Below are 22,714 nucleotides of genomic sequence, written 5' to 3' on the forward strand. Positions count from 1 at the left end.
AAATCTACTTCTCTCAAAAGGAGTCGCCGCTTAATTATTTTTCAACCAGTATACTCCATTTTTGCTTCGTCAGCACCCGACCAATTATTCTAGCTGATATCGAGTGAAGTCCTAACACCTCTATATACTTTTCCGCTTCACCCTCAGGCAAACTTACTAATAATCCTCCTGAAGTAATCGCGTCACATACAATCCACTGATCTTCCATGGTGATACTCGGATCATAGTGCACTTTGTCTTCAAGCCACTGATGGTTCGCTTTCGACCCACCAGGAATGACTCCTTTGGCTGCTAATTCCTTCGTCCCTTCTAATAGGGGAATGGAAGAGTATGAGAACTCTATGGACACATCACTGCCTTTAGCCATTTCAAAGGCGTGACCCATTAAGCCAAAGCCTGTTACATCTGTCACTGCATGCGGATGAAAGTCTTGTAAAACTTCTGCTGCAGATTTATTTAACATGCTCATGACTTCGATCACATCTTTTTCTTGGTCTGCCGACACCATCTTACGCTTAATACCTGTCGTTAAAATTCCTACACCCAGTGGTTTTGTAAGAACCATAACGTCTCCTTCTTTGGCACCGTTGTTTGTCCAATATTTTTTCGGGTGAACGATTCCAGTAACACTCAAACCGAATTTCGGTTCTTGATCGTCAATGGAATGGCCGCCGACCGTCACAGCACCAGCTTCGATTACTTTATTTTGTGCACCGGACAGAATTTCAGTAAGTATTTCACTTCCGAGCTTTTTGATTGGAAACCCTACAATGTTTAAAACCGTTTTAGGCGTTCCACCCATAGCATAGACGTCACTTAGTGCGTTTGCCGCTGCTATTTGACCAAATTGGTAAGGATCATCCACGATCGGGGTAAAATAATCTACGGTTTGTACCATAGCCAGATCATCTGTCAGTTGATAAATACCACCATCGTCAGATGATTCGCTCCCTACTAACAATGCTCCATTAAATGGTTGAGGGGGTAGTTGACGCAACACTTGCGTCAAGTCACTAGGACTAAGTTTGCAGCCTCAGCCAGCTTTTGAAGAAAGTTCTGTTAAACGGATAATTTCTTCCCTGCTCATTCACTTCACCCCTTTATGTATGAATATTCTAATTGTACAGGATAAAAATACAATCGGGCAAAGGAGAAGTGACGGATGGGTAAAAATCAGGAGGGGAGAAGGAGAATTTGCATTTGTAATTTTACTAAATTAGGCTTTCACCTTAAAAACAGGATTATTATTAGATGATAGGGATCAAAACAGCACTGCAGATAGAAAAAAGGTAAGTATTTGGAGAAAAATAGAAGCTATGGTATTATGCACACAGGAAAATATATAAATAAAGGAGGAACATAAGATGAAAAAGGTCTCGATTACAATTGAATTTTGCATGATGTGAAACTATGCACCTAAAGCCGCGAGTTTCGCGGAACAACTGTTTACCCATTTTCGTTCAGACATTAAAGAACTAAAGTTAATACCATCCTCAGGTGGCGCTTTTGAAATTTCAGTAGGAGGAGAAAAGGTTTATTCTAAATTAGATACAGGGGTGTTTCCTGACATAAACCTCATCATTTCTTCGATTGAATCCCTATAAACATGGTTAAAGGTCTGAATTTTTCACTTCAGACCTTTTCATCTATTTATAGAGGGTGGTTACTCATTAGATAACCCCTGAACTCGGATGACGAAGGAAGTGGGGGTGGGACATTCTTTTTTTGGGACATTGATTTCGATGGTATGATGCTCGATTGAGTAGGTGATTGCCCGTTGCTTTAAACAAAAGGGAAAGCGAATGGTTCGATTCCTCACCTTGATTTCGTCCTTCATCAGTATCGATACGATTAATTGAGTGTTATTTTTCTTAATGATTAATTCCTCTGGATGAATATTTTCTGTTTCAATTTCTACGATGAACGCTTCCGTTGTATCCAGAAAGTCGACTCTAAATTCTTGTTCATCCAATTGAACCGTAGCAGGATCCAATAGCCAATCCTTCATATTCTCCTCCCAGTTCTCTAAATAGAAATCCTCCCTTTCCTTGCTCATTTACACCTGACCCCCAACTTATTCTTTTACACATTGTATTCTTTCTAATTTAAATGGTGAGGGTGTTATAATCAGTATAAAGAATAAAGGAGGGTTCATTGTGAAACAACTCGTCAGACACATTCCGCCCATCTACCTACTACAACAATCCAATCAATTCCATACTCTCCTTAATAAGCATGACCTCACTAAAGAAAGAGGGACGGACCTATTAAAAGAGGTGATTACATGCTGTCGGAATTCCCTGCTAAATGAACAATGGCAAGGACCTCATCCATCAACAGACGAATTTGTTAAAGAAGTGTTTGCACAAGCGGATACCTTGATGAAAGAATCGCATTCTCTTTCTCTTCGCAAGGTTATTAATGCAACCGGAACCATATTGCATACGAATTTAGGACGGGCCAGATTGGGACAAGATGCCATTGAACATGTCCAAATGATTGCAGGTCACTACAGTAATTTAGAATACGATATTGAGGGGGGGAATAGAGGTTCGAGGCATACCCATGCTGAAAAGTTCATCTGTGAGTTAACTGGAGCGGAAGCGGCCATGGTTGTGAACAATAATGCAGCAGCTGTTTACCTTATTCTCACTGCCCTTGCGAAACATAAAAAGGTGATTGTCTCCAGAGGGGAGCTCGTGGAAATCGGAGGATCATTTCGAATTTCTTCCATCATGGAAGAAAGTGGTGCTCTGCTCTCTGAGGTTGGAACGACCAACAAAACCCACTTAAGGGATTATGAAGAAGCACTATGTGAAGAAACAACCATGATCATGAAAGTCCATCAAAGTAATTTTGTGATAAAAGGATTTACATCATCCGTTTCCACTGATGAACTTGTTCAGTTATCCCACCGACATCCCCATATCCTATATTATGAAGATTTAGGGAGTGGTGCTCTTTACGACTTTGAAAAAATGGGGATCGGAAATGAACCTGTGGTAAAGACTGTCATTGAAAAAGGGAGCGACCTCGTTTCTTTTAGTGGAGATAAATTATTAGGAGGGCCCCAGGCTGGTATCATTGCAGGAAAAAAACAATGGATTGATCAGCTTAAAAAGCATCAGCTGGCCCGGGTACTGCGTGTAGACAAAATGACACTGGCAGCTTTAGAGATGACACTCATGCATTACATAAAAGGGGAGGAACAGGATAAAAATCCGACCATTGCATCCATTACCCGCAAAAAAGAAGAGGTTTTTCAGCAATCTACACATTTCGTAGAAGAAGGCAATTCCCTGAAATCGAATTTCTTATTTAAAATAATTGAAGGAAAAAGCCAGATTGGTGGAGGGACGATGCCTGACGTTGAATTAGATACTTATCTCGTTTCAGTTACTCATGACAAATTGTCTGCCCAGGAAATTCATGAGAACCTTAGAAAAGGGAACCCTTCAATCTTAACAAGAATTCAAGAAGAAGCCGTTCTCTTTGATCTGCGGACCGTCTCCTTCCTTGAACAAATGGACATTCTCCATGCATTAGAGAATCTGCAATAGAGGATAAAAGGGAGTGCGGATTGTGTTATCACAACCCCTGCACTCCCTTATTTATTGGTTACATATCGTGATGGCTATGTTGCTTTTGGCGAGTATGGTTACGATTCTTCACTTTATGTGATCCACTTAAAGGTTCCTGCTGCCCAGACTGCTTCGGAGCATTTTTACGCATATCTTTGCTATCATTTTTGTTCATAAAGCATCCCTCCTGTTATTAGAATGCTTTGCTCTAAAACAGTTTATTCATGGGTATATTTTTCAGCCTATCTGACCATACTAAAAAAGCTAATTTCAGAATAAGGAGAGATTATCCATGCCTTACCATAAAGACAAACAACAAGCGTACCAAGCTGCAGAGCAAAGCGTTACTGAAATACAGAATACAATCAATGAACTTGTTTTAGATGGAGCGAGTTACGGTTCACAACTGGCTCATTTAAAGAATGAGGTAAACGAAGCGTATCAACAAATTGAAAATGCACTTGAAGTGGCATCTGAAACACAAAGAGCACAGCTCCAACAATTCAAATCAGACTTGTCTTCGATCGTCAATGAAGTAAATGAACAATCATAAAAAATCAGAAGAAACAAAACCCGCTCTGCTAAACATTCGCAAAGCGGGTTTTGTTTTTGGACAAACGGGGTAGGGGAAGAGAGATGAAGATATTTACATAAATGACGGTGATTAAACCAAACTGAGTATGTTTATAAACCTCGTTCGTTTAACCACCGATCATTTGAACTACTGATTGGTTTTGCGTTTTTTATTAAACTGACGTTGAGCTTCAGTTAATGGTTCATTTGAATATTCTTCATTGTACCCGGCACCTTTTCCTTGTGCCTTCGCTGCATTCATCCCGTTGATTACATGATTTGCTTTACGTTTAGCCATTGTAGGACACCTCCATATGGATAGAATGCCACCATCATCAATCCTTTATAAGAGGGAAAGGCTAGCAGATTTATTTTATCACGATAATATTTTTATGAAACTGACACGTTTTGACATGGGGGAAAATGTTGATTTACCAATATTTTTCTAGAAACCTAAAGGAGTTTATTATTTTAGATAAGAAAAACTTATCAAAAACAATAACTTTATTGTTATTTACTTATGTAATCGCTTGTATTAAGATGTAAATGTGAGAAAAGTTCGTTAGTTTTTTAGAACGAAAACTTTTCGACTTATTGTTTGATGTAGTTTAGAGGGGGAATTCGAAATGGCAAAGAACGATGTATTTAATGCACGATCTTCTTTCGAACTAGAAGGAAAACGTTATCATTACTATCGTTTAAAAGCGCTTGAAGAAGCAGGAGTAACAAAAATCAATCGTTTACCTTACAGTGTAAAGGTATTGCTCGAGTCTGTACTTCGTCAGTTTGACGGACGCGTGATCAACAAAGACCACGTTGAAAATTTAGCAAACTGGGGCTCAGCTGAAGTGAAAGATGCGGAAGTTCCATTCAAACCTTCCCGTGTCATCCTTCAAGATTTTACTGGGGTACCAGCAGTAGTTGACTTAGCGTCTTTACGTAAAGCAATGGCTGATATTGGTGGAGATCCACAAAAGATCAATCCTGAAATTCCAGTTGATCTTGTAATTGACCACTCCGTACAAGTAGATAAATATGGTACAGTCGGTGCTTTACAAGCAAATATGGATCTTGAATTCGAACGAAACGCTGAGCGTTATCAGTTCCTTAGCTGGGCTCAAAAAGCATTTGAAAACTATCGTGCTGTACCGCCGGCAACGGGTATCGTACACCAGGTTAACCTAGAGTATCTAGCGAATGTCGTTCACGCTGTTGAAACAACAGATGGCGATTTTGAAACATATCCGGATACATTGGTCGGTACTGACTCTCATACCACTATGATCAACGGTATCGGCGTGTTAGGTTGGGGTGTAGGTGGAATCGAAGCAGAAGCAGGAATGCTTGGTCAACCTTCATACTTCCCAATCCCGGAAGTTATCGGGGTAAAAATGACAGGTGAACTTCCTAATGGAGCAACAGCTACTGACTTAGCTCTTAAAGTTACACAAGTATTGCGTCAAAAAGGTGTAGTAGGGAAATTTGTTGAATACTTCGGAACAGGAGTAGCAACATTACCACTTGCCGACCGTGCAACAATTGCCAATATGGCTCCTGAATACGGTGCGACATGTGGTTTCTTCCCAGTTGATTCAGAGTCTTTAGACTACCTTCGTTTAACAGGCCGTGACGAAGACCACATCAAAATGGTTGAGGAATATTTAAAGAAAAATGATATGTTCTTCACTCCTGAAAAGGAAGAACCAACATATACAGATGTAGTAGAAATTGACCTTTCTGTAGTGGAACCTAACCTCTCCGGACCTAAACGTCCACAGGATTTAATTCCGCTATCTGATATGAAAGAATCTTTCAATAAGTCAATTACAGCTAAAGAAGGCGTTCAAGGCTTCGGTTTAGATGCGTCTGAAATTAATAAAACGGCAAAGTACACAACGGAAGATGGTAAAGATGTTGTTATGCCTACCGGAGCGATTGGTATCGCTGCCATTACATCTTGTACAAATACATCTAACCCTTATGTTATGCTGGGTGCTGGCTTAGTAGCGAAAAAAGCAGTAGAGCTCGGAATGAACGTTCCTGATTACGTAAAAACTTCTCTGGCTCCAGGGTCAAAAGTTGTAACTGGTTACCTTAGAGATTCAGGTTTACTATCTTACCTTGAAGATATCGGCTTTAACCTTGTAGGGTATGGTTGTACGACTTGTATCGGTAACTCTGGTCCATTACGTCCGGAAATTGAGAAGGCTGTATCAGACGCTGATTTACTCTTAACTTCAGTACTTTCTGGAAATCGTAATTTCGAAGGTCGTATTCATCCATTAGTGAAAGCAAACTACCTTGCTTCACCACCACTGGTTGTTGCTTATGCATTAGCTGGTACAGTGGACATTGATCTTCAAAAAGATTCTCTGGGTAAAGATAAAGACGGAAATGATGTATTCTTCAGAGACATCTGGCCTTCTCAAGATGAAGTCAAGGATGCTGTGAAATCTACTGTTACTCCTGAGTTATTCCGTAGAGAATACGAGCATGTTTTCTCTGAAAACGAGCGTTGGAACGAAATCAAAACAAGTAATGAGCCACTTTATAGCTTCGATGATCAATCGACATATATCCAAAATCCATCTTTCTTCACTGGATTAGCAACTACTCCAGAAGATATCCAAGGATTAAATGGACTGCGTGTTGTTGGTAAATTTGGTGACTCAGTAACAACTGACCACATTTCTCCTGCAGGCGCGATCGGTAAGGATACGCCAGCTGGTAAATACCTGCGTGCTAACAATGTTGAACCACGTGATTTCAATTCATACGGTTCTCGTCGTGGTAACCATGAAGTGATGATGCGCGGTACATTTGCAAACATTCGTATTCGTAACCAAATTGCTCCAGGAACAGAAGGTGGTTTCACAACCTACTGGCCTGACAATGAAGTTATGGCAATGTACGATGCTTGTATGAAATATCAACAAGATGGTACTGGACTAGTTGTTCTTGCAGGAAAAGATTACGGTATGGGATCTTCCCGTGACTGGGCAGCAAAAGGTACAAACCTTCTTGGTATCAAAACGGTTATCGCTGAAAGCTATGAGCGTATTCACCGTTCGAACCTTGTCATGATGGGAGTGCTTCCACTTCAATTCAAAAAGGGTGACAGCGCTGAATCTCTAGGTTTAACAGGTAGAGAAACGATTTCTGTCAATGTGACAAACGATGTTAAACCTCGTGATATCTTAACGGTTACAGCTGTAGCTGAAGATGGAACAAAAACAGAGTTCGAAGTACTGGCTCGATTTGATTCAGATGTAGAAGTAGACTACTACCGTCATGGTGGAATTCTACAAATGGTTCTACGTAATAAATTACAGGCATAAAGTATGCTTTCAAGCCCCGGGTCTTCCCGGGGCTTTTTTTGTGTTCAACAATTAAGGCTAAATATCACTTGAAATTCCATGACTAAATAGAGACAAGCTATCATAAGATGATAGTACTATCATTCCTATGAGAGGAGCACTCCTTTGAAATCTATCTTTGGCATGTTGCTTGTAACTTTATTAGTATTCACGTTCTATATGGAAAATAAGTCAGAGCCCACTTCTTTTTCAGAAAGCACGTTCGGTCAAGCTACTGAGTATGATCAATTAATCGATATAGAAGAAGGAGAGGTGTCGGAAACTACCCCTGCAGAGAACTATCCTGGCCCGAATGTCGGGGACAAGGCCATCGACTTTAAATTGGATACCCTTTCCGGGCAATCAATCACTTTATCTGAATTGAAGGGAAAGAAAGTGGTTCTCAATTTCTGGGCTACTTGGTGTCCACCGTGTAAAGAAGAAATGCCGATCATGCAGGAGTTCTATACGAAATACGGGAAGGACGTTGAAATCCTGGCAATCAATATCGATCCCCAATACAACGTAAAAGAATACCAAAAAGCAATGGGACTCACATTCCCGATCCTATTAGACAAAGACGACAAAATCAACAACGCATATGACATCCTAACAGTTCCAACCACCTTCATCATCAACGAACAAGGAATCATCACCCACAAACAAATCGGCGCCATCACCAGCCTTGAATCCTTCACCGCGCTAATCAAGTGAGGGACGGACCTTCAAACTGCTTTAATTATGAAATACCGTTGACTGGGGACGGACCTTCAAACTGCTTTAATTATGAAATACCGTTGACTGGGGACGGACCTTTAACTTTAGATTTTTCGAAATTCAATTATCCAATTCCCAAAATCCGTTCAGAAAAACCATCTCTACTATTGTGACCTTTGTTTAAAATATCTGACATTTGGATATACTACTTATAACAAACCACAATTGAGAGTGAGGGGATTGGATTGCGCAGACCGAGAAAAAAATCATTCGCGGATCTTGTGAAAGAAAACAAAAAGCAGCTTCTTCTAGATCAGGATGCCATTGACGCCATTGAAGAACGAATCGATGCCAGACTGGAAATAAAGCGCCCTATAGGCAAAGCCGAGTAAGGAATTACGAGGCTTATTTTTTTTTCCCCTGAAATAATACTGCCAATTATTACGCCTATTCTTCCTTCCCATTTTGGTAATCATACTAGTAAGGAGGGGAAGTTTATGAGTAATTCAAAGGGAAGTCCGAATCATTTTGCACCAAACCATATTGGTACTCAATCAAGAGCAGCAGGCGGAAACAAAGGAAAACAAATGCAAGATAAGTCAGGTAAGCATGCGCAAGTCATCCAAACTAAGGGTGAATAACACTTACCTATGGGACGATAAATGTAAAGGGACCGGCCTTAAGGTCCGTCCCTCAATTCAAATAGCAGGAGGAATGAAGGATGGCATGGGATAAACCGAATCCGGATGATCGTAGTGATAATGTAGAGAAGCTTCAAGGCATGGTTCAGCATACGATTGAGAATATGGAGAAGGCTGAGGAGTCTATGGCTTTCACAGACAGTGAAGAGCAGCTTCAGTCTATTAAAGCGAAGAATGAGCGTCGAAGAGAAAGCCTGGAAGCTTTCCGTAATGAAATCAAAGACGAGTCTCATCAAACAGAGCAATAACACCTGGAACCCGAACGGAGAAGGCTCTTAAGAGAACCTGTCTGTTCGGGTTCTTTCATCAATAAAACGTTAGCAGGCTTCACTCACTTTTAAGCCTATTTATTCAATGCCATCTCCAATCTATGTTAAAATGAATAAGGATACTGATTAGATGAAGAGGGTGTAAAGGATGCATATTGCTGAAAAAACCATAGAGGTACGATACGCAGAAACCGATCAAATGGGTGTTGTGTATCATGCGAATTATCTTGTATGGATGGAATTAGGAAGAACGCAGCTTATAGAAGATCTCGGCTTTAAGTACGCTGATATTGAAAAAGAAGGAATTCTATCTCCAGTTATAGATCTCAATGTCAGCTATAAATCACCGGTTCGATACGGTGAAAAAGCGTTTATAAAAACGTGGGTTGAAGAATATGATGGGCTCCGCATTACATATGCTTACGAAATCTATAATGGTCAAAACCAGCTTGCCATCACGGGACAATCGAAGCATGTTTGTGTCAAACAGGAAAACTTCCGTCCGATTTCCATCCGTAAACTGTTCCCTCATTGGCATGAAGCATACGAGAAGGCGAAGAAGTAGTGTATACATAATGGAGAGGTCCCTTGAAAAATATTTTAAAGAGGCAAGACGGAAAGGAAGATCTCCATGGCGTTCGGCTTAACCAAACACGAATTACACGCATGGAAGCAGCGTGTGAAGCGGGGAGAGATTGCCTTTCTCACTCACTATTGGCTAGATGACCGATTTCCTCATGCACGATCTGTCACGAAAGTGGGCTGCTGTGATCTCGATGCATTAACTCAGTGGGGAGATAAGTACGGGTTGAAAAAAGAATGGATCCATGAGAGGGAAGACGGTTTTCCTCATTTCGATCTACTGGGAGATATTCAATATGACATTCTTCATAAAGAGGGGCTCGACGACCATATCTCACGCTTCCTTAAAAGTAAATAATAAGGCTGGCGAATGCCAGCCTCTTCCATGAAACGTTACTTCTTGTACTCATATGAAGGTTCTTGAAGCTTATCGTCAAACTCGACGTATAAATCATGACCATCAAAAAACCATAAATCTCTCTCTTCAATAAAAAATTCCCTGTTCTCGATTTCAATTCGTTCACCGAGATCAACCGGTTCGTCTTTATTCACTCCTAATGAAAAACTATCATGCAGAGGACTGGAACCTCCATAGCGTACATAAAAACGAACTTGATCGCCTTCCTCTACAAGCATTTCGTTCATAAACCACGTTAGGGCTTCTTTTGAAATATGTATCTTCATCGATGAGACTCCTTTCTCTACAGGTATTCCTCCAGAGTGTTTCATGTTTCTTTACAAAGAAGGTTTCATTTCATATTATATACATAGAAAAGAAGGAACATCTACTAATACGCATAAAGGATGAGATGAATGAATACACAAGCATTATTATACTACATAGGTGCATTTATATTTGGCGGATTAAGTGTATTGACTTTCCTGCAATTACACGATGCGAAATATCAGATTGAAGCCGGCACCTTTATTATCATTGCTGCTCTCATTTATTATGGGATGGTCACTCTATTTTTTAAGGGCAGCCGTAAAACTTTCTTGATGGCCAACGCCTTATTGGCTGTATTAGCTCTTGGAGGCATATTCTTTAATTCATTGCTATTCGGTGGACATTAAAAAACGAGCTTCCCGTAGTGGAGGCTCGTTTTTTTCAACTTAGAAAATTAAGGTGTTAACACATGTCTAGATGACTTTAGAAATGTCACCTTCAGCCGGCCTCAAATTATTCAGGCAGGCCATTCACCATATGCGAGACCATTTCTTCTTCTGAATAACCAATCAGCCCATTCTTCTTAGCAAACTCCAGAGGGTAGATTCGGTAGTTATTGTAATGATTTTCTGAAACAAAGGTTGGCTGAAATTCAATGGAAGGGTACGCAATCTTGGAACTTCCCGGCTTCATCGTTTTTTCTACTTGAACCGTAACCATTCCTCCAATATCTTTGAAATCATCTTTCTGTCCTGAAAGAAAATTCCCTAATGAATAGATTACTACAGCATCCCTGCCATCGCTCGTTTTGTATGTTTGGATTGGCTGCAGAACGTGTGGATGATGGCCAAAAATGATATCAACACCATTTTCCGTTAACACATTTGCCAGTCTTTCCTGTTCCTCAGTAGGGAAGCGTTGGTACTCATTTCCCCAATGCAAACTCAATACGACTAAATCAACCTTCATACTTTTAGCTTTCTTGACTTCTTGAATCATGTTTTGCTCATCGATTAGATTGACTAAATAGTCTTTCCCTTTTGGCACAGGGATGCCATTTGTTCCATATGTGTATGAAAGCAGGGCAAAATTGATTCCATTTACATTGAAGGTACGAATTCGCTCCTTGTCTTCCTTACTTTTAAATGCACCCACATATGTCATGGATATCTTCTCATAATAGTCGATTGCACTCAGAAGACCTTTTTCGCCTTGATCCAATGAATGATTATTGGCGGTCGTGACAGCATCCACCCCCACGTCTTGTAAAGATTTCACAATCTCTTTCGGACTATTGAAGAGCGGGTAACTGGAAACGCCAAGTTCCACTCCAGCCGGGGTTGATTCCTGATTTGCAATTAGAAAATCAGGGGCAGCCAGCATGTCCTTTATAGGTGCAAACATAGGGCTGAAGTTATACCCATTTTCATCTTTTGCATCATTATATACTGTATCATGGAGAAGAATATCTCCGATGGCGGCAAGTGTTGCATTAGACTTTATCGATTTCCCTGAAGCTTGAACTTCTTTTGTTGTATGAAGCAAAGAGGAGAGGTTCTTATTCTGTTCTCCTTCAGCAGAGGTGTTCCAGTCTGCATATTGCTTATTTACAAGAAACCCGATCACTAAGAGTAAAGGAACACAAAGGAATACTCCTATCATTATTCGCTTTTTATTCATATTCATCATCCTTTATATATACACTACCTCTATTTTACAAAATAACAGGGGAAAGCGGGACATATTTATGAAAATATTGAGGAATATTCTCGTATTTTTGTGAAATTTGAATTATTTCGTTCAATCATGATCATATTTGTCTTTTTATATCCATCATCTTTCTCAAAGGGATGGAAGGCTATACCTATTTGATTTTCTAGCACCATAAAAAAAAGCCACCTCTACAGCCAGAAACTCTCCAATAGAATAAGGGAGAGTCTGTCTCTTAGGTCGCTTTTTTATTAGAGCCACTTGATTTTAGGTTCCGTTTTGTTTTTGATTCGGACAATATTCGCACGATGTCTATAAACAACGAAAATGGTCAGGATTCCTACGACAATAATGAGTGGTATATCTCCTGTGAAGATTGAGTACGTAAAGGCGAGCACTGCTGCTATCATAGAAGAGAGTGATACATACTTGGTTGCATACAAGCAAATAAAAAAGACTGCCAGTAAAATTAAAAATAAGATGTAATTATAGCCCAGAAGAACACCCGCAGAGGTTGCTACCGCTTTTCCTCCTCTAAAGTTTGCAAACACGGGATACATATGACCAATCACAGCAAATACCCCAGCCAATAACATATGTACATCACTTTCAAATAGCAAAGGTAAGAGAGTGGCTACCGTTCCTTTTAAAATATCCATGATAGTGACAATCATCCCGGCCTTCACACCCAAGGTTCTGAACGTGTTGGTTCCGCCAAGGTTTCCACTCCCGTGCTCACGGATGTCTTTTCCGTAGAATGTCTTCCCAATCAGTAACCCTGAAGGGATGGAGCCTAATAAATAAGCTAATACAAGTATAAGGGCAAAAATCATCATCACTGCTCCTTTTAAATAACTAATCCGTTCTTATTTTAACATGTTTTCCATAGGATGGGGAGAAAATAAGCAAAAAAATTAGTACCTGTTCATAAAAGTAGATAATATCTTTTATTACACTTAAAACTGATTCACAAAGTGAGAAGTATGTTAAAATAAACACACTTTACATAGTTGAAATGAAGGTGTACACATATGCAATTACTTTTATCGGCGTTTCAATGGGTGGCCTTTATGATCGCAGGCTCAATTGCCGCTCCCATTGCCATAGCTGACTTGTTTCAATTGTCTCAAGCAGATACGGCAGGGTTCATTCAGCGGACCATCTTTGTATTAGGAGCCGCCAGTCTTATCCAAGCATTGGTTGGTCATAAACTTCCCATTAATGAAGGACCGGCTGGACTGTGGTGGGGAGTTTTCGCCATCTATGCAGGTTTTTCAGGAACCCTTTACAACAGTCACGAAGAAGTGCTGACCGTTTTACAAGGGGGGATGATTGTTAGCGGTGTGATTTTCTTTATTCTGTCTGCAACAGGACTACTAAAGAAATTATCATCTTTATTTACACCAGCGATTACATTTATTTACTTAATGCTTTTGATTCTCCAATTAAGCGGATCTTTTATCAAAGGGATGTTCGGGATACAGCATGAAGGACAATCCCTTCAGCCATTTGTCTTATTAGGAAGTATCATAACCATCCTTTTGGCATTATACTTTTCCGGTCATAAACGAAAGTGGATCCAACAGTACTCCATTATTCTTGCCCTCATCTCGGGCTGGCTAGTCTTCATTCTCATGGGACTGAGTGAAAGCGTGACTGTTTCTGACAGCTGGTTTACATTACCGGATATGTTCGTCTTTGGAGCACCTGTATTCGATACCGGTGTCATTGTGACATCCATTTTCATTACATTCTTGTTAACGACCAATATGATTGCTTCCATTCGAGTGATGGAAGAAGTTATGAAGGCAAAGGGGCAGCCCACATATGAAAGGTTTACGAAGAGCGGCTTTGCTTCGGGACTGAATCAGCTGTTCGGTGGAATATTCTCAGCCATTGGATCTGTACCCATTTCCGGGTCTGCCGGGTTTGTTGCCGCTACAGGGATGTACTCGATTATTCCCTTTATCCTTGGGAGTGCGATCATTATGATCATCAGTCTGATCCCAAAAGTAATGAACCTATTCGCAAGTCTTCCAGCTCCGGTTGGCTATGCCGTTACAACGGTCATCTTCATCAAAATGGTCGGCCTTGCCCTCGGAGAGTACAGAAAAGAAGAGAACGTCGAAAGAATTCATTTTGTCGCAGGCATCTCTCTCATTATAGGGGTAGGAGCCATGTTTGTGCCCCCATCCGCTTTTAAAGACATGCCTGTAGTGGTCGCCTCCATATTGAACAATGGATTGATACTCGGAACCATCACAGGAATCATCGTAGAACAATATATTCTGTTTAAGAACAAACATCACACTGAAGCCAGCAAACAATAGTTTGCTGGCTTTTTCTTGTCTTTTACAGCAAGAAGTATCTTGTATGAGGAATCCACATTATTCATACACTAAAGCAACAAAGGCAATTTCTTGGACAACATGTTTACCTTTTGTATAATGAGGGTAACCCTTCTATGTTTAGAAAATTTTCTCAGTTCATAAAGCAGGTGGAAAAATGATTGAATTTAAGAATGTAACGAAAGTCTACGAAGATGGTACAGAAGCCATAAAGGGTATCAACCTGACGATTCCAAAAGGAAAACTTGTTGCCTTGATCGGACCAAGCGGATGTGGGAAAACGACCACGATGAAAATGATCAATAAGCTCATTTCTCCATCCAGCGGAACGATTCTCATTAATGGTAAAGATACTTCCCAAACCGATGAAGTGGAGCTCAGGCGTAATATCGGCTATGTCATACAGCGCATAGGATTGCTTCCACACATGACAATCGAAGAGAACATTAGCCTGATTCCCCGTTTAAAAGGATGGAAGAAGGAACAATATGAAGGCCGGGTTGATGAGCTTCTAAATCTAGTCGGACTTGAACCTAAAGTGTATCGTAAACGATACCCGCTTGAGCTCAGTGGTGGACAACAGCAACGGGTTGGCGTCATTCGTGCCCTGGCAGCTGAACCGCCTATCATTCTGATGGATGAACCTTTCAGTGCCCTTGACCCGATCAGCCGGGAGCAGCTTCAGGATGAATTGAAAAGCATTCAAAATACAATACATAAAACGATCGTGTTTGTCACACATGATATTGATGAAGCGTTAAAGATCGCGGATGAGATTGCAGTGATGCGTGATGGAGAAATTGAACAGATCGCTACCCCATCAGAGCTTTTGTCCCAACCTGCAAATGAATTCGTTCGGGCATTTATCGGTGAGGACCGCCTGAACGCTCGACAAACTCAGATGCAAGTAATCGACATGATGGAAGACAATACAAATTACGTGCACTATGAAGAATCGGAATATACTTTGATACCTTATGACGCTACGGTCCAGGAAGCTGCAAGAATACTACTTGAGACTGGAAAACCCTATCTCATGGTCATTAAAGACGGCAAAAAGACAGGAAGCGTCACGGCCAGAGGGATTCTTCGTGCAGTAGCCTCGGAAGGGAAAAAGGAGGCACGTTCGGTATGAATACATTTTCGCTATTGTTTATCAACACCATTTCAAATCGCTCGGATGCCATCTTAAACGGATTATTTGAGCACCTGTATTTATCATTCGTATCCATTTTCATAGCAATTGCCATCTCTTTGCCGCTGGGTATATACATATCACGAAAAAAGCAAACAGCTGAATTCTATATCGGAATAACAGCCATTTTCCAAACCATCCCCAGCTTAGCACTATTTGGTTTCCTCATTCCCCTATTAGGTACAGGCAGTATCACAGCGATTATTGCTCTGACCGTATATGCACTCTTACCGATTCTCAGGAACACGTACACAGGGATCATCGGTGTTGATGAGGGAGTCATAGAAGCCGGCAGAGGGATGGGGATGACAAACTCACAGCTTCTGTTTAAAGTGGAGCTTCCTCTCGCCCTGCCGTTCATTATGGCGGGTATCAGAACCGCAACTGTCTTAACGGTGGGAGTCGCGACGCTTGCAACCTTTGTAGGCGCGGGGGGACTAGGTGATCTCATTTACCGGGGACTATCCACCTGGAATAATTCTTTAGTACTTGCAGGGGCTATTCCTGCTGCCTTACTTGCACTTTCTTTCGACTTTTTATTAAAGCTTCTTGAAAGAATGACAACACCTAAAGGATTAAAAGCACGGAAATAAAGCATATTCAAAGGAGAGTAAGAATGAAAAAGATATTAAAACCATTTATATTATTAATTGCCCTATCCTTCGTGATCTCAGGTTGCGGAAACGGTGGGGGGAAAGACACCATTACGGTTTCAGGCAAGATGTGGACTGAACAGTTTATTTTAACGCAAATGATGGCTGAACTTCTCAAAGAGAAAACAGACCTGGATGTTAAAGTGGAAGAAGGACTGGGGGAAGTATCGATTTTGACGCCCGCTCTTGAAAAAGGTGACATCGACGTATATATCGAGTACACAGGAACCGGACTCGAAGCGGTGTTAAAAGAGCAGGCGAAGGAAGGGGCTTCAGCTGAAGAAATTCTATCTCAAGTCCGTAAAGGATACGAAGAAAAATTCAATGTGACATGGTTAAAACCACTGGGATTCGAGAACACGTATACCCTTGCTTATACTCAAGATCAGGACTTTGATGCCAAAACGTTCTCTGACCTTGTTCCCCTTTCGAAAGATTTAAGCTTTGGTGCGCCGCATCAATTCTACGAACGTGAAGGTGATGGGTACGATGCATTTGCAGAGGCATACGGTTACGAATTCAAAGCGAAAGAAAGCTTTGACCCGAACATTATGTATGAAGCAGTGAAGAACGGAGATGTAGATATTATTCCGGCCTTTACAACCGATGGAAGAATACAACGTTACAATCTCAAAACGACTACGGATGACAAAGGATTCTTCCCACCCTATGATGCTGCTCCTATCATCCGTCAGGAAGTTCTGGAAGAGCATCCTGAAGTAGAAGAAGTCCTGAATGAATTAGCAGGACAAATTTCTGAGGAAGAGATGAGTGAGATGAATGCCAAGGTGGATATGGATAAACAAGATCCCAAAGATGTAGCGCGTGAATTTCTCCTATCCAAGGGATTAATTGAAGAGTAAACGATCAAGAAGTGTCAGAAAGGATTAGGAGTAGCAACACGTCCTTTGTCCCTCTGACACTTCATTCTGTTTAGATGAATTTATAAAATTTTGAAAAATTAAAGGGAAATATGATATAAAAGAAGAATAGGTCTTAAGGAACAGTCAAGAATGAATGGATAAGGAACGATGAAGGAGTTGTAAGCATCTATGGAAAACCCATCCCGACAAGAAATTGGAAACATCCTTAAAAAATCAAAACGCATTGCGGTGATCGGATTAAGTGACAATCCTGCACGTACATCTTATATGGTCTCAAAAGCGATGCAGGATCAAGGCTATGAGATTATCCCTGTAAATCCAACCATTGATTCCGCATTGGGTGTTAAAGCGGTATCTTCTCTGAAGGAGATTGAAGGACCGATTGACATTGTCAATGTATTTCGCCGCTCAGAATTTTTACCAGAGATCGCGATAGAATTTGATGAAATCGACTCTAACGTGTTTTGGGCGCAACAGGGTGTAATGAATGAAGAGGCTTATCGCTTTTTGAAAGAACGTGGGTATACAGTCATTATGGATCGCTGTATTAAGGTTGAACATGCTTTAACCAAATAACTCTCACTCGTAACAAGCGGCTCTTACCGCTTGTTTTTTTTCGGGTCGACTTTTCTTCTTTCACCACAAAAAATCCGGTTCATACAGTAGAAAACAGTCTGTTTTCAAGGCTGTTCTAGGAAATTACATTTGCGAAAATCAAATAAAACGCTACAATAAGCAATAGTGGTTTACCTCAGAAATGATCAAAACAGGTAAACGAACAAACGTTCTTGTGTTATAGTTAACATATACATAACCAATACTACCGTACAAGCACTATTTACGGATAGAGAAGTTTTGAAAGGGGAATGTTCGTGGCCAACCAGAATAAGACCATGGATTACAATGATGATGCCATTCAAGTATTAGAAGGTTTAGAAGCCGTACGTAAGAGACCTGGAATGTATATAGGCTCTACAGATTCAAGAGGATTGCATCATTTAGTATACGAAATTGTCGATAATTCGGTGGATGAAGCATTAGCAGGCTTCGGAAATGAGATTATTGTAACGATACATAAGGATAATAGCATCTCTGTGCAGGATAAAGGACGCGGGATGCCTACTGGAATGCATAAGCTTGGCAAGCCCACACCTGAAGTCATCTTGACTGTGTTGCACGCAGGAGGGAAATTCGGTCAAGGCGGGTACAAGACCAGTGGCGGCTTGCATGGTGTAGGTGCCTCAGTCGTAAACGCCCTATCTGAATGGCTTGTTGTGACGATTGAAAGAGATGGAATGAAGTATGAACAGCGTTTCACAAAAGGTGGAAAACCGGAAACCACTCTTGAGAAAATCGGAAAAACAAAAAAATCCGGAACCTGTATCCATTTCAAACCTGACCCGGAGATCTTCAGTAATACCACCTATAATTATGAAACGCTATGTGAGCGTCTAAGGGAATCTGCATTCCTTCTTAAAGGATTAAAAATTGAAATCATTGATGAGCGTCATGATCAGAAGGAAGTCTTTCACTTTGAGAGCGGGATCCAGGCCTTTGTTCAATACTTAAACGAAGAAAAAGATGTGCTTCATAACGTAGCTTTCTTTGAAGGAGAAAATCATACCATCGAAGTGGAGTTCGCCTTTCAATTTAATGACGGGTTCTCTGAAAACATTCTGTCATTCGTGAACAATGTTCGTACTAAAGACGGAGGTACCCACGAAGCCGGAGCAAAGACCGCCATGACCCGTGTCTTTAATGAGTACGCACGAAAAGTTGGGATTTTAAAAGATCGGGACAAAAATCTTGAAGGGACCGACATTCGTGAAGGCCTTGCCAGTATCGTTTCTGTGCGTATACCGGAACATCTCCTTCAATTTGAAGGGCAGACGAAAGGAAAGCTCGGTACGAGTGAAGCACGTTCAGCCGTGGATGCGGTTGTTTCGGAGCACCTTCTATATTTCTTAGAAGAAAATCCCGATACAAGTTCCCTTCTTATTAAAAAATCCATAAAAGCCGCCCAAGCCCGGGAAGCAGCACGTAAGGCAAGGGAAGATGCGCGTAACGGAAAGAAACGAAAGCGATCTGAAACCGTTCTATCTGGTAAATTAACACCTGCTCAATCGAGAAATCCAGCCCGTAACGAACTCTATCTTGTGGAGGGGGATTCTGCGGGAGGTTCAGCGAAACAAGGTCGTGACCGTAAATTCCAAGCGATCCTTCCACTTCGGGGGAAAGTCATCAATACTGAAAAAGCCAAGCTTCAGGATATCTTCAAAAATGAAGAAATCAATACAATCATACATGCGATCGGTGGTGGAGTCGGTCCGGAATTCAACGTCGGCGACATCAATTACGACAAAATTGTCATCATGACCGATGCCGATACAGATGGGGCCCATATCCAGGTTCTTTTGCTGACCTTCTTCTATCGCTACATGAAACCATTATTAGAAGCGGGGAAAGTTTATATTGCACTTCCTCCTCTCTACAAAGTAAGTAAAGGTACAGGAAAGAAACAAAAGCTTGAATACGCATGGACGGATGAAGAGCTTCAAGGAGCCATCTCTAAAGTTGGTAAAGGGTATATGATCCAGCGCTATAAAGGTCTTGGAGAAATGAACGCCGATCAGCTGTGGGAAACGACTATGGATCCTGAAACACGTGCATTGATCCGTGTCCGCATTGATGATGCTGCACGGGCTGAACGTCGGGTGACGACTCTTATGGGAGATAAAGTAGAGCCGCGCCGTAAATGGATTGAAAGCAATGTAGCATTTGGATTAGAAGAAGATGGAAGTATTCTTGAAAATGAAAACATTACGGTCGCAGAGGAGGGGTAATACATGACAACTGTAGAAAGATATCAAGACTTACCTCTGGAGGAGGTACTTGGCGACCGATTTGGACGTTATAGTAAATACATTATCCAAGAGCGTGCATTACCTGATGCCCGTGACGGGTTAAAGCCCGTACAAAGACGTATCCTTTACGCTATGTACGTGGATGGAAACACACAGGAAAAAGGATTCCGAAAATCAGCGAAAACCGTTGGTAATGTTATTGGTAACTACCATCCACATGGTGATACATCTGTGTATGACGCCATGGTGCGTATGAGTCAAACGTGGAAAGTGCGTAAATATTTAGTCGAAATGCACGGAAATAACGGAAGCATCGACGGAGATCCGCCTGCTGCCATGCGTTATACAGAGGCTCGACTTTCTGCTATCTCCATGGAGCTCTTACGTGATATCGATAAAAAAACCGTGGACTTTGTACCAAATTTTGATGATACATCCAGTGAACCAACTGTTTTGCCTTCACGTTTTCCGAACCTTTTAGTTAACGGTTCTACTGGTATCTCTGCAGGATATGCAACTGACATTCCACCTCATCACCTTGATGAAGTCATTGATGCGACAATCATGCGTATGGAAAAGCCACAAAGCACGGTGGAAGATTTAATGACGGTCTTAAAAGGACCTGATTTTCCAACAGGGGGCATCATTCAAGGGGTAGACGGCATCAAAAAAGCCTACGAAACCGGAAAAGGAAAAGTGGTTGTTCGTGGAAAAGCTGATATTGAAAACATCCGCGGAAGTAAACAACAGATCGTCATTACGGAAATTCCTTATGAGGTAAACAAAGCGAATCTCGTCAAGAAAATGGATGAATTCCGTGTGGATCGCAAAGTGGAAGGAATTGCAGAAGTTCGTGATGAAACAGACCGCGATGGGATGCGCATTGTCATTGAGTTAAAGAAAGATGCAGATGCTACTGGCGTCTTAAACTACCTCTATAAAAACAGTGATCTTCAAATCGCCTATAACTTTAATATGGTTGCGATACATAACCGTCGTCCTAAACTAATGGGACTGCGTGAACTATTGGATGCTTATATTCAACATCAAAAAGAAGTAGTGACAAATCGTACCAGACATGATCTAAATAAAGCGAAGGATCGCCAGCATATTGTCGAAGGCTTAATGAAAGCTCTGTCAATATTAGATCAAGTTATAGCAACGATTCGTGCTTCGAAAGATAAACGGGATGCGAAGGATAATTTAATTCAGCAATTTCAATTTACTGAAGCACAGTCAGAAGCGATCGTCAGCCTACAGTTATACCGCTTAACGAATACAGACATCACTGCACTGCAGGCAGAAGCTGAAGAATTAGCGAGAACGATCGCTGAGTTAACGGCTATACTGGAAAGTGAAAACAAACTTTACAGTGTAATCAAAAAAGAATTAAAAGGCATCAAAAAACAGTTCTCTGATGCTCGCCGCACTAAAATTGAGGATGAGATTGAAGAAATTAAAATCAACCTTGAAGTACTGATCGCAAGTGAGGATGTCATGGTTACCGTTACCCGTGATGGTTACATGAAACGAACTAGTCTACGTTCCTATTCTGCTTCAAACGGGCAAGATCTCGCGATGAAAGAAACAGACAGACTCCTTGGTCAGTATGAGATGAACACGACTGATGTACTTTTAGTGTTCACAAACAAAGGGAATTACATCTATTGCCCTGTACACGAGCTCCCGGATATTCGCTGGAAAGACCTTGGTCAACATGTTGGAAACATCGTACCGATAGATCGCGATGAACAGGTTCTAAAAGCGATACCGATTAGAGAATTTGATCCATCCCAATATCTATTATTTGTAACGAAGAATGGAATGATCAAAAGATCTGAGCTTCCCCAATACAAAGCACAGCGCTACTCCCGTCCTCTAGTAGGAATTAATTTAAAAGGAGACGATGTGCTGGTCGATGTACACTTAACAGATGGTTCCTATGATATATTCATCGCTACACACTTAAGCTATGGTCTTTGGTTTTCCGAGGAAGATGTGAACATCGTCGGACCACGGGCAGCTGGTGTAAAAGGGATTAACCTTAAAGATGACGATTATGTTGTGTCAGGTAAGGTCATTAAAGACCCAGTGAAGAATTACATTTTCTTGGCAACCCAGCGAGGGGCTGTAAAGAAAATGAAATTAGCCGAATTCGAAAAGACATCCCGTGCCAAACGTGGAGTCATCATGCTGCGGGAGTTGAAATCAAACCCACATCGTGTGGTAAGAATAGAAGTGGTTAAAGATACAGATAAGGTAGGTCTGATCACGAAAAAGGGAATAACAGAAGAAGTGCTTCTTTCAGACCTTAGACCAAATGACCGCTATTCAAATGGGTCATTTGTGATTGATGAAGGGGTTAGCGGATCTGTTTGTGAAACGTGGGCGGAATCACTGCTACCCGAAACAAAAGAATAATATCCATTAAAACGACCAGAACTTTTTCTGGTCGTTTTTTTATATCCGTATGCTATCAAATGAATATATAATGTATATTCATTCGAAATTGTTGTACAATACCAGAGAAAAATTGTACAACAATTAATATTATTTCAACAATATGAATTTATCAGTTGAATAGACATCTGTTTTTTGATAGATTATAAAAGTG

General features: G+C 41.0%; 24 protein-coding genes and 1 pseudogene. 18 read left to right on the top strand and 7 right to left on the bottom strand.

The window, feature by feature from the left end:
• Window positions 1-34: 34 nt before the first annotated feature.
• Window positions 35-1,087 (bottom strand): selenide, water dikinase SelD, encoded by a 1,053-nt coding sequence (gene selD / locus FZC88_RS05165; protein ID WP_148993900.1) that lies wholly within the window; start codon window positions 1,085-1,087, stop codon window positions 35-37.
• 331 nt (window positions 1,088-1,418) lie between these two features.
• Here selD and FZC88_RS24715 point away from each other — a divergent pair.
• Window positions 1,419-1,604 (top strand): annotated as a pseudogene (locus FZC88_RS24715) (Rdx family protein); the annotation flags it as partial.
• Window positions 1,605-1,663: 59 nt separating this feature from the next.
• On the opposite strand, the gene FZC88_RS05175 reads toward FZC88_RS24715, so the two are convergent.
• Complete coding sequence (locus FZC88_RS05175; RefSeq protein WP_148968978.1) at window positions 1,664-2,056, bottom strand: Hsp20/alpha crystallin family protein; 393 nt, start codon at window positions 2,054-2,056, stop codon at window positions 1,664-1,666.
• Window positions 2,057-2,156: 100 nt separating this feature from the next.
• On the opposite strand from FZC88_RS05175, the gene selA reads away from it, so the two are divergent.
• Entirely contained in the window at window positions 2,157-3,560 is a 1,404-nt protein-coding gene (gene selA / locus FZC88_RS05180) for an L-seryl-tRNA(Sec) selenium transferase (RefSeq protein ID WP_148993901.1), read from the top strand.
• Between the two features lie 58 nt (window positions 3,561-3,618).
• On the opposite strand, the gene FZC88_RS05185 is transcribed toward selA, so the two are convergent.
• Window positions 3,619-3,756, bottom strand: a complete 138-nt coding sequence (locus FZC88_RS05185) for a small acid-soluble spore protein P (RefSeq protein ID WP_148968976.1) — start codon at window positions 3,754-3,756, stop codon at window positions 3,619-3,621.
• Window positions 3,757-3,873: 117 nt separating this feature from the next.
• Between FZC88_RS05185 and FZC88_RS05190 the strand changes: the two genes are divergently transcribed.
• Window positions 3,874-4,134, top strand: a complete 261-nt coding sequence (locus FZC88_RS05190) for a hypothetical protein (RefSeq protein ID WP_148993902.1) — start codon at window positions 3,874-3,876, stop codon at window positions 4,132-4,134.
• Window positions 4,135-4,302: 168 nt separating this feature from the next.
• On the opposite strand, the gene sspO is transcribed toward FZC88_RS05190, so the two are convergent.
• The gene (sspO, locus tag FZC88_RS05195) at window positions 4,303-4,452 is read right to left on the bottom strand and encodes a small acid-soluble spore protein O (RefSeq protein ID WP_113967856.1); all 150 of its coding nucleotides are present in this window, start codon (window positions 4,450-4,452) and stop codon (window positions 4,303-4,305) included.
• A gap of 328 nt (window positions 4,453-4,780) precedes the next feature.
• Here sspO and acnA point away from each other — a divergent pair, with 328 nt between their 5' ends.
• From acnA to FZC88_RS05230, 7 genes are all read left to right on the top strand, one after another.
• Window positions 4,781-7,492 (top strand): aconitate hydratase AcnA, encoded by a 2,712-nt coding sequence (gene acnA / locus FZC88_RS05200; protein ID WP_148993903.1) that lies wholly within the window; start codon window positions 4,781-4,783, stop codon window positions 7,490-7,492.
• 144 nt (window positions 7,493-7,636) lie between these two features.
• Window positions 7,637-8,224 carry a peroxiredoxin family protein gene (locus tag FZC88_RS05205; protein WP_148993904.1) on the top strand — a complete coding sequence of 196 codons (588 nt, stop codon included), beginning with the start codon at window positions 7,637-7,639 and terminating at the stop codon, window positions 8,222-8,224.
• Window positions 8,225-8,472: 248 nt separating this feature from the next.
• On the top strand, window positions 8,473-8,619 hold the full coding sequence (locus tag FZC88_RS05210; RefSeq protein WP_113967859.1) for an FbpB family small basic protein: 147 nt from the start codon (window positions 8,473-8,475) through the stop codon (window positions 8,617-8,619).
• Between the two features lie 105 nt (window positions 8,620-8,724).
• Window positions 8,725-8,868: an acid-soluble spore protein N gene (locus FZC88_RS05215; protein ID WP_044336998.1), complete on the top strand. Its 144-nt coding sequence runs from the start codon at window positions 8,725-8,727 to the stop codon at window positions 8,866-8,868.
• 80 nt (window positions 8,869-8,948) lie between these two features.
• Complete coding sequence (gene tlp / locus FZC88_RS05220) at window positions 8,949-9,176, top strand: small acid-soluble spore protein Tlp (RefSeq protein WP_148968971.1); 228 nt, start codon at window positions 8,949-8,951, stop codon at window positions 9,174-9,176.
• Between the two features lie 169 nt (window positions 9,177-9,345).
• Entirely contained in the window at window positions 9,346-9,762 is a 417-nt protein-coding gene (locus tag FZC88_RS05225) for an acyl-CoA thioesterase (protein WP_148993905.1), read from the top strand.
• 66 nt (window positions 9,763-9,828) lie between these two features.
• Complete coding sequence (locus FZC88_RS05230; RefSeq protein WP_148993906.1) at window positions 9,829-10,137, top strand: hypothetical protein; 309 nt, start codon at window positions 9,829-9,831, stop codon at window positions 10,135-10,137.
• Window positions 10,138-10,172: 35 nt separating this feature from the next.
• Here FZC88_RS05230 and FZC88_RS05235 read toward each other — a convergent pair whose 3' ends face one another.
• Window positions 10,173-10,463, bottom strand: a complete 291-nt coding sequence (locus tag FZC88_RS05235) for a HesB/YadR/YfhF family protein (protein WP_148993907.1) — start codon at window positions 10,461-10,463, stop codon at window positions 10,173-10,175.
• 129 nt (window positions 10,464-10,592) lie between these two features.
• Here FZC88_RS05235 and FZC88_RS05240 point away from each other — a divergent pair, with 129 nt between their 5' ends.
• Entirely contained in the window at window positions 10,593-10,853 is a 261-nt protein-coding gene (locus tag FZC88_RS05240; RefSeq protein ID WP_148968967.1) for a hypothetical protein, read from the top strand.
• A 106-nt stretch (window positions 10,854-10,959) separates the two neighbouring features.
• Here the strand turns inward: FZC88_RS05240 and FZC88_RS05245 are convergent, their stop codons facing one another.
• Together FZC88_RS05245 and plsY are read right to left on the bottom strand one after the other, a co-directional pair.
• Window positions 10,960-12,126 carry a CapA family protein gene (locus tag FZC88_RS05245; RefSeq protein WP_148993908.1) on the bottom strand — a complete coding sequence of 389 codons (1,167 nt, stop codon included), beginning with the start codon at window positions 12,124-12,126 and terminating at the stop codon, window positions 10,960-10,962.
• 281 nt (window positions 12,127-12,407) lie between these two features.
• Window positions 12,408-12,989: a glycerol-3-phosphate 1-O-acyltransferase PlsY gene (gene plsY, locus FZC88_RS05250; RefSeq protein WP_148969316.1), complete on the bottom strand. Its 582-nt coding sequence runs from the start codon at window positions 12,987-12,989 to the stop codon at window positions 12,408-12,410.
• A 198-nt stretch (window positions 12,990-13,187) separates the two neighbouring features.
• Between plsY and FZC88_RS05255 the strand changes: the two genes are divergently transcribed.
• The 7 genes from FZC88_RS05255 (at window position 13,188) to parC (ending at window position 22,521) form a co-directional block, all read left to right on the top strand.
• A complete protein-coding gene (locus FZC88_RS05255; protein WP_148993909.1) occupies window positions 13,188-14,486 on the top strand; it encodes a purine/pyrimidine permease in 1,299 nt (432 codons plus the stop codon).
• A gap of 175 nt (window positions 14,487-14,661) precedes the next feature.
• Window positions 14,662-15,639, top strand: a complete 978-nt coding sequence (locus FZC88_RS05260) for an ABC transporter ATP-binding protein (protein WP_148993910.1) — start codon at window positions 14,662-14,664, stop codon at window positions 15,637-15,639.
• Window positions 15,636-16,292, top strand: a complete 657-nt coding sequence (locus tag FZC88_RS05265) for an ABC transporter permease (RefSeq protein WP_148968963.1) — start codon at window positions 15,636-15,638, stop codon at window positions 16,290-16,292. Before FZC88_RS05260 ends, FZC88_RS05265 begins: the two co-directional genes overlap by 4 nt.
• Window positions 16,293-16,315: 23 nt before the next feature.
• Window positions 16,316-17,215 (top strand): ABC transporter substrate-binding protein, encoded by a 900-nt coding sequence (locus tag FZC88_RS05270; protein ID WP_148968962.1) that lies wholly within the window; start codon window positions 16,316-16,318, stop codon window positions 17,213-17,215.
• A 189-nt stretch (window positions 17,216-17,404) separates the two neighbouring features.
• Entirely contained in the window at window positions 17,405-17,812 is a 408-nt protein-coding gene (locus tag FZC88_RS05275; protein WP_148993911.1) for a CoA-binding protein, read from the top strand.
• A 296-nt stretch (window positions 17,813-18,108) separates the two neighbouring features.
• The gene (gene parE / locus FZC88_RS05280; protein WP_315633596.1) at window positions 18,109-20,079 is read left to right on the top strand and encodes a DNA topoisomerase IV subunit B; all 1,971 of its coding nucleotides are present in this window, start codon (window positions 18,109-18,111) and stop codon (window positions 20,077-20,079) included.
• Between the two features lie 3 nt (window positions 20,080-20,082).
• Complete coding sequence (gene parC / locus FZC88_RS05285) at window positions 20,083-22,521, top strand: DNA topoisomerase IV subunit A (RefSeq protein ID WP_148993913.1); 2,439 nt, start codon at window positions 20,083-20,085, stop codon at window positions 22,519-22,521.
• Window positions 22,522-22,714 lie beyond the last annotated feature (193 nt).

This window comes from Rossellomorea aquimaris (assembly GCF_008180865.1).
GTDB lineage: Bacteria > Bacillota > Bacilli > Bacillales > Bacillaceae_B > Rossellomorea > Rossellomorea yichunensis.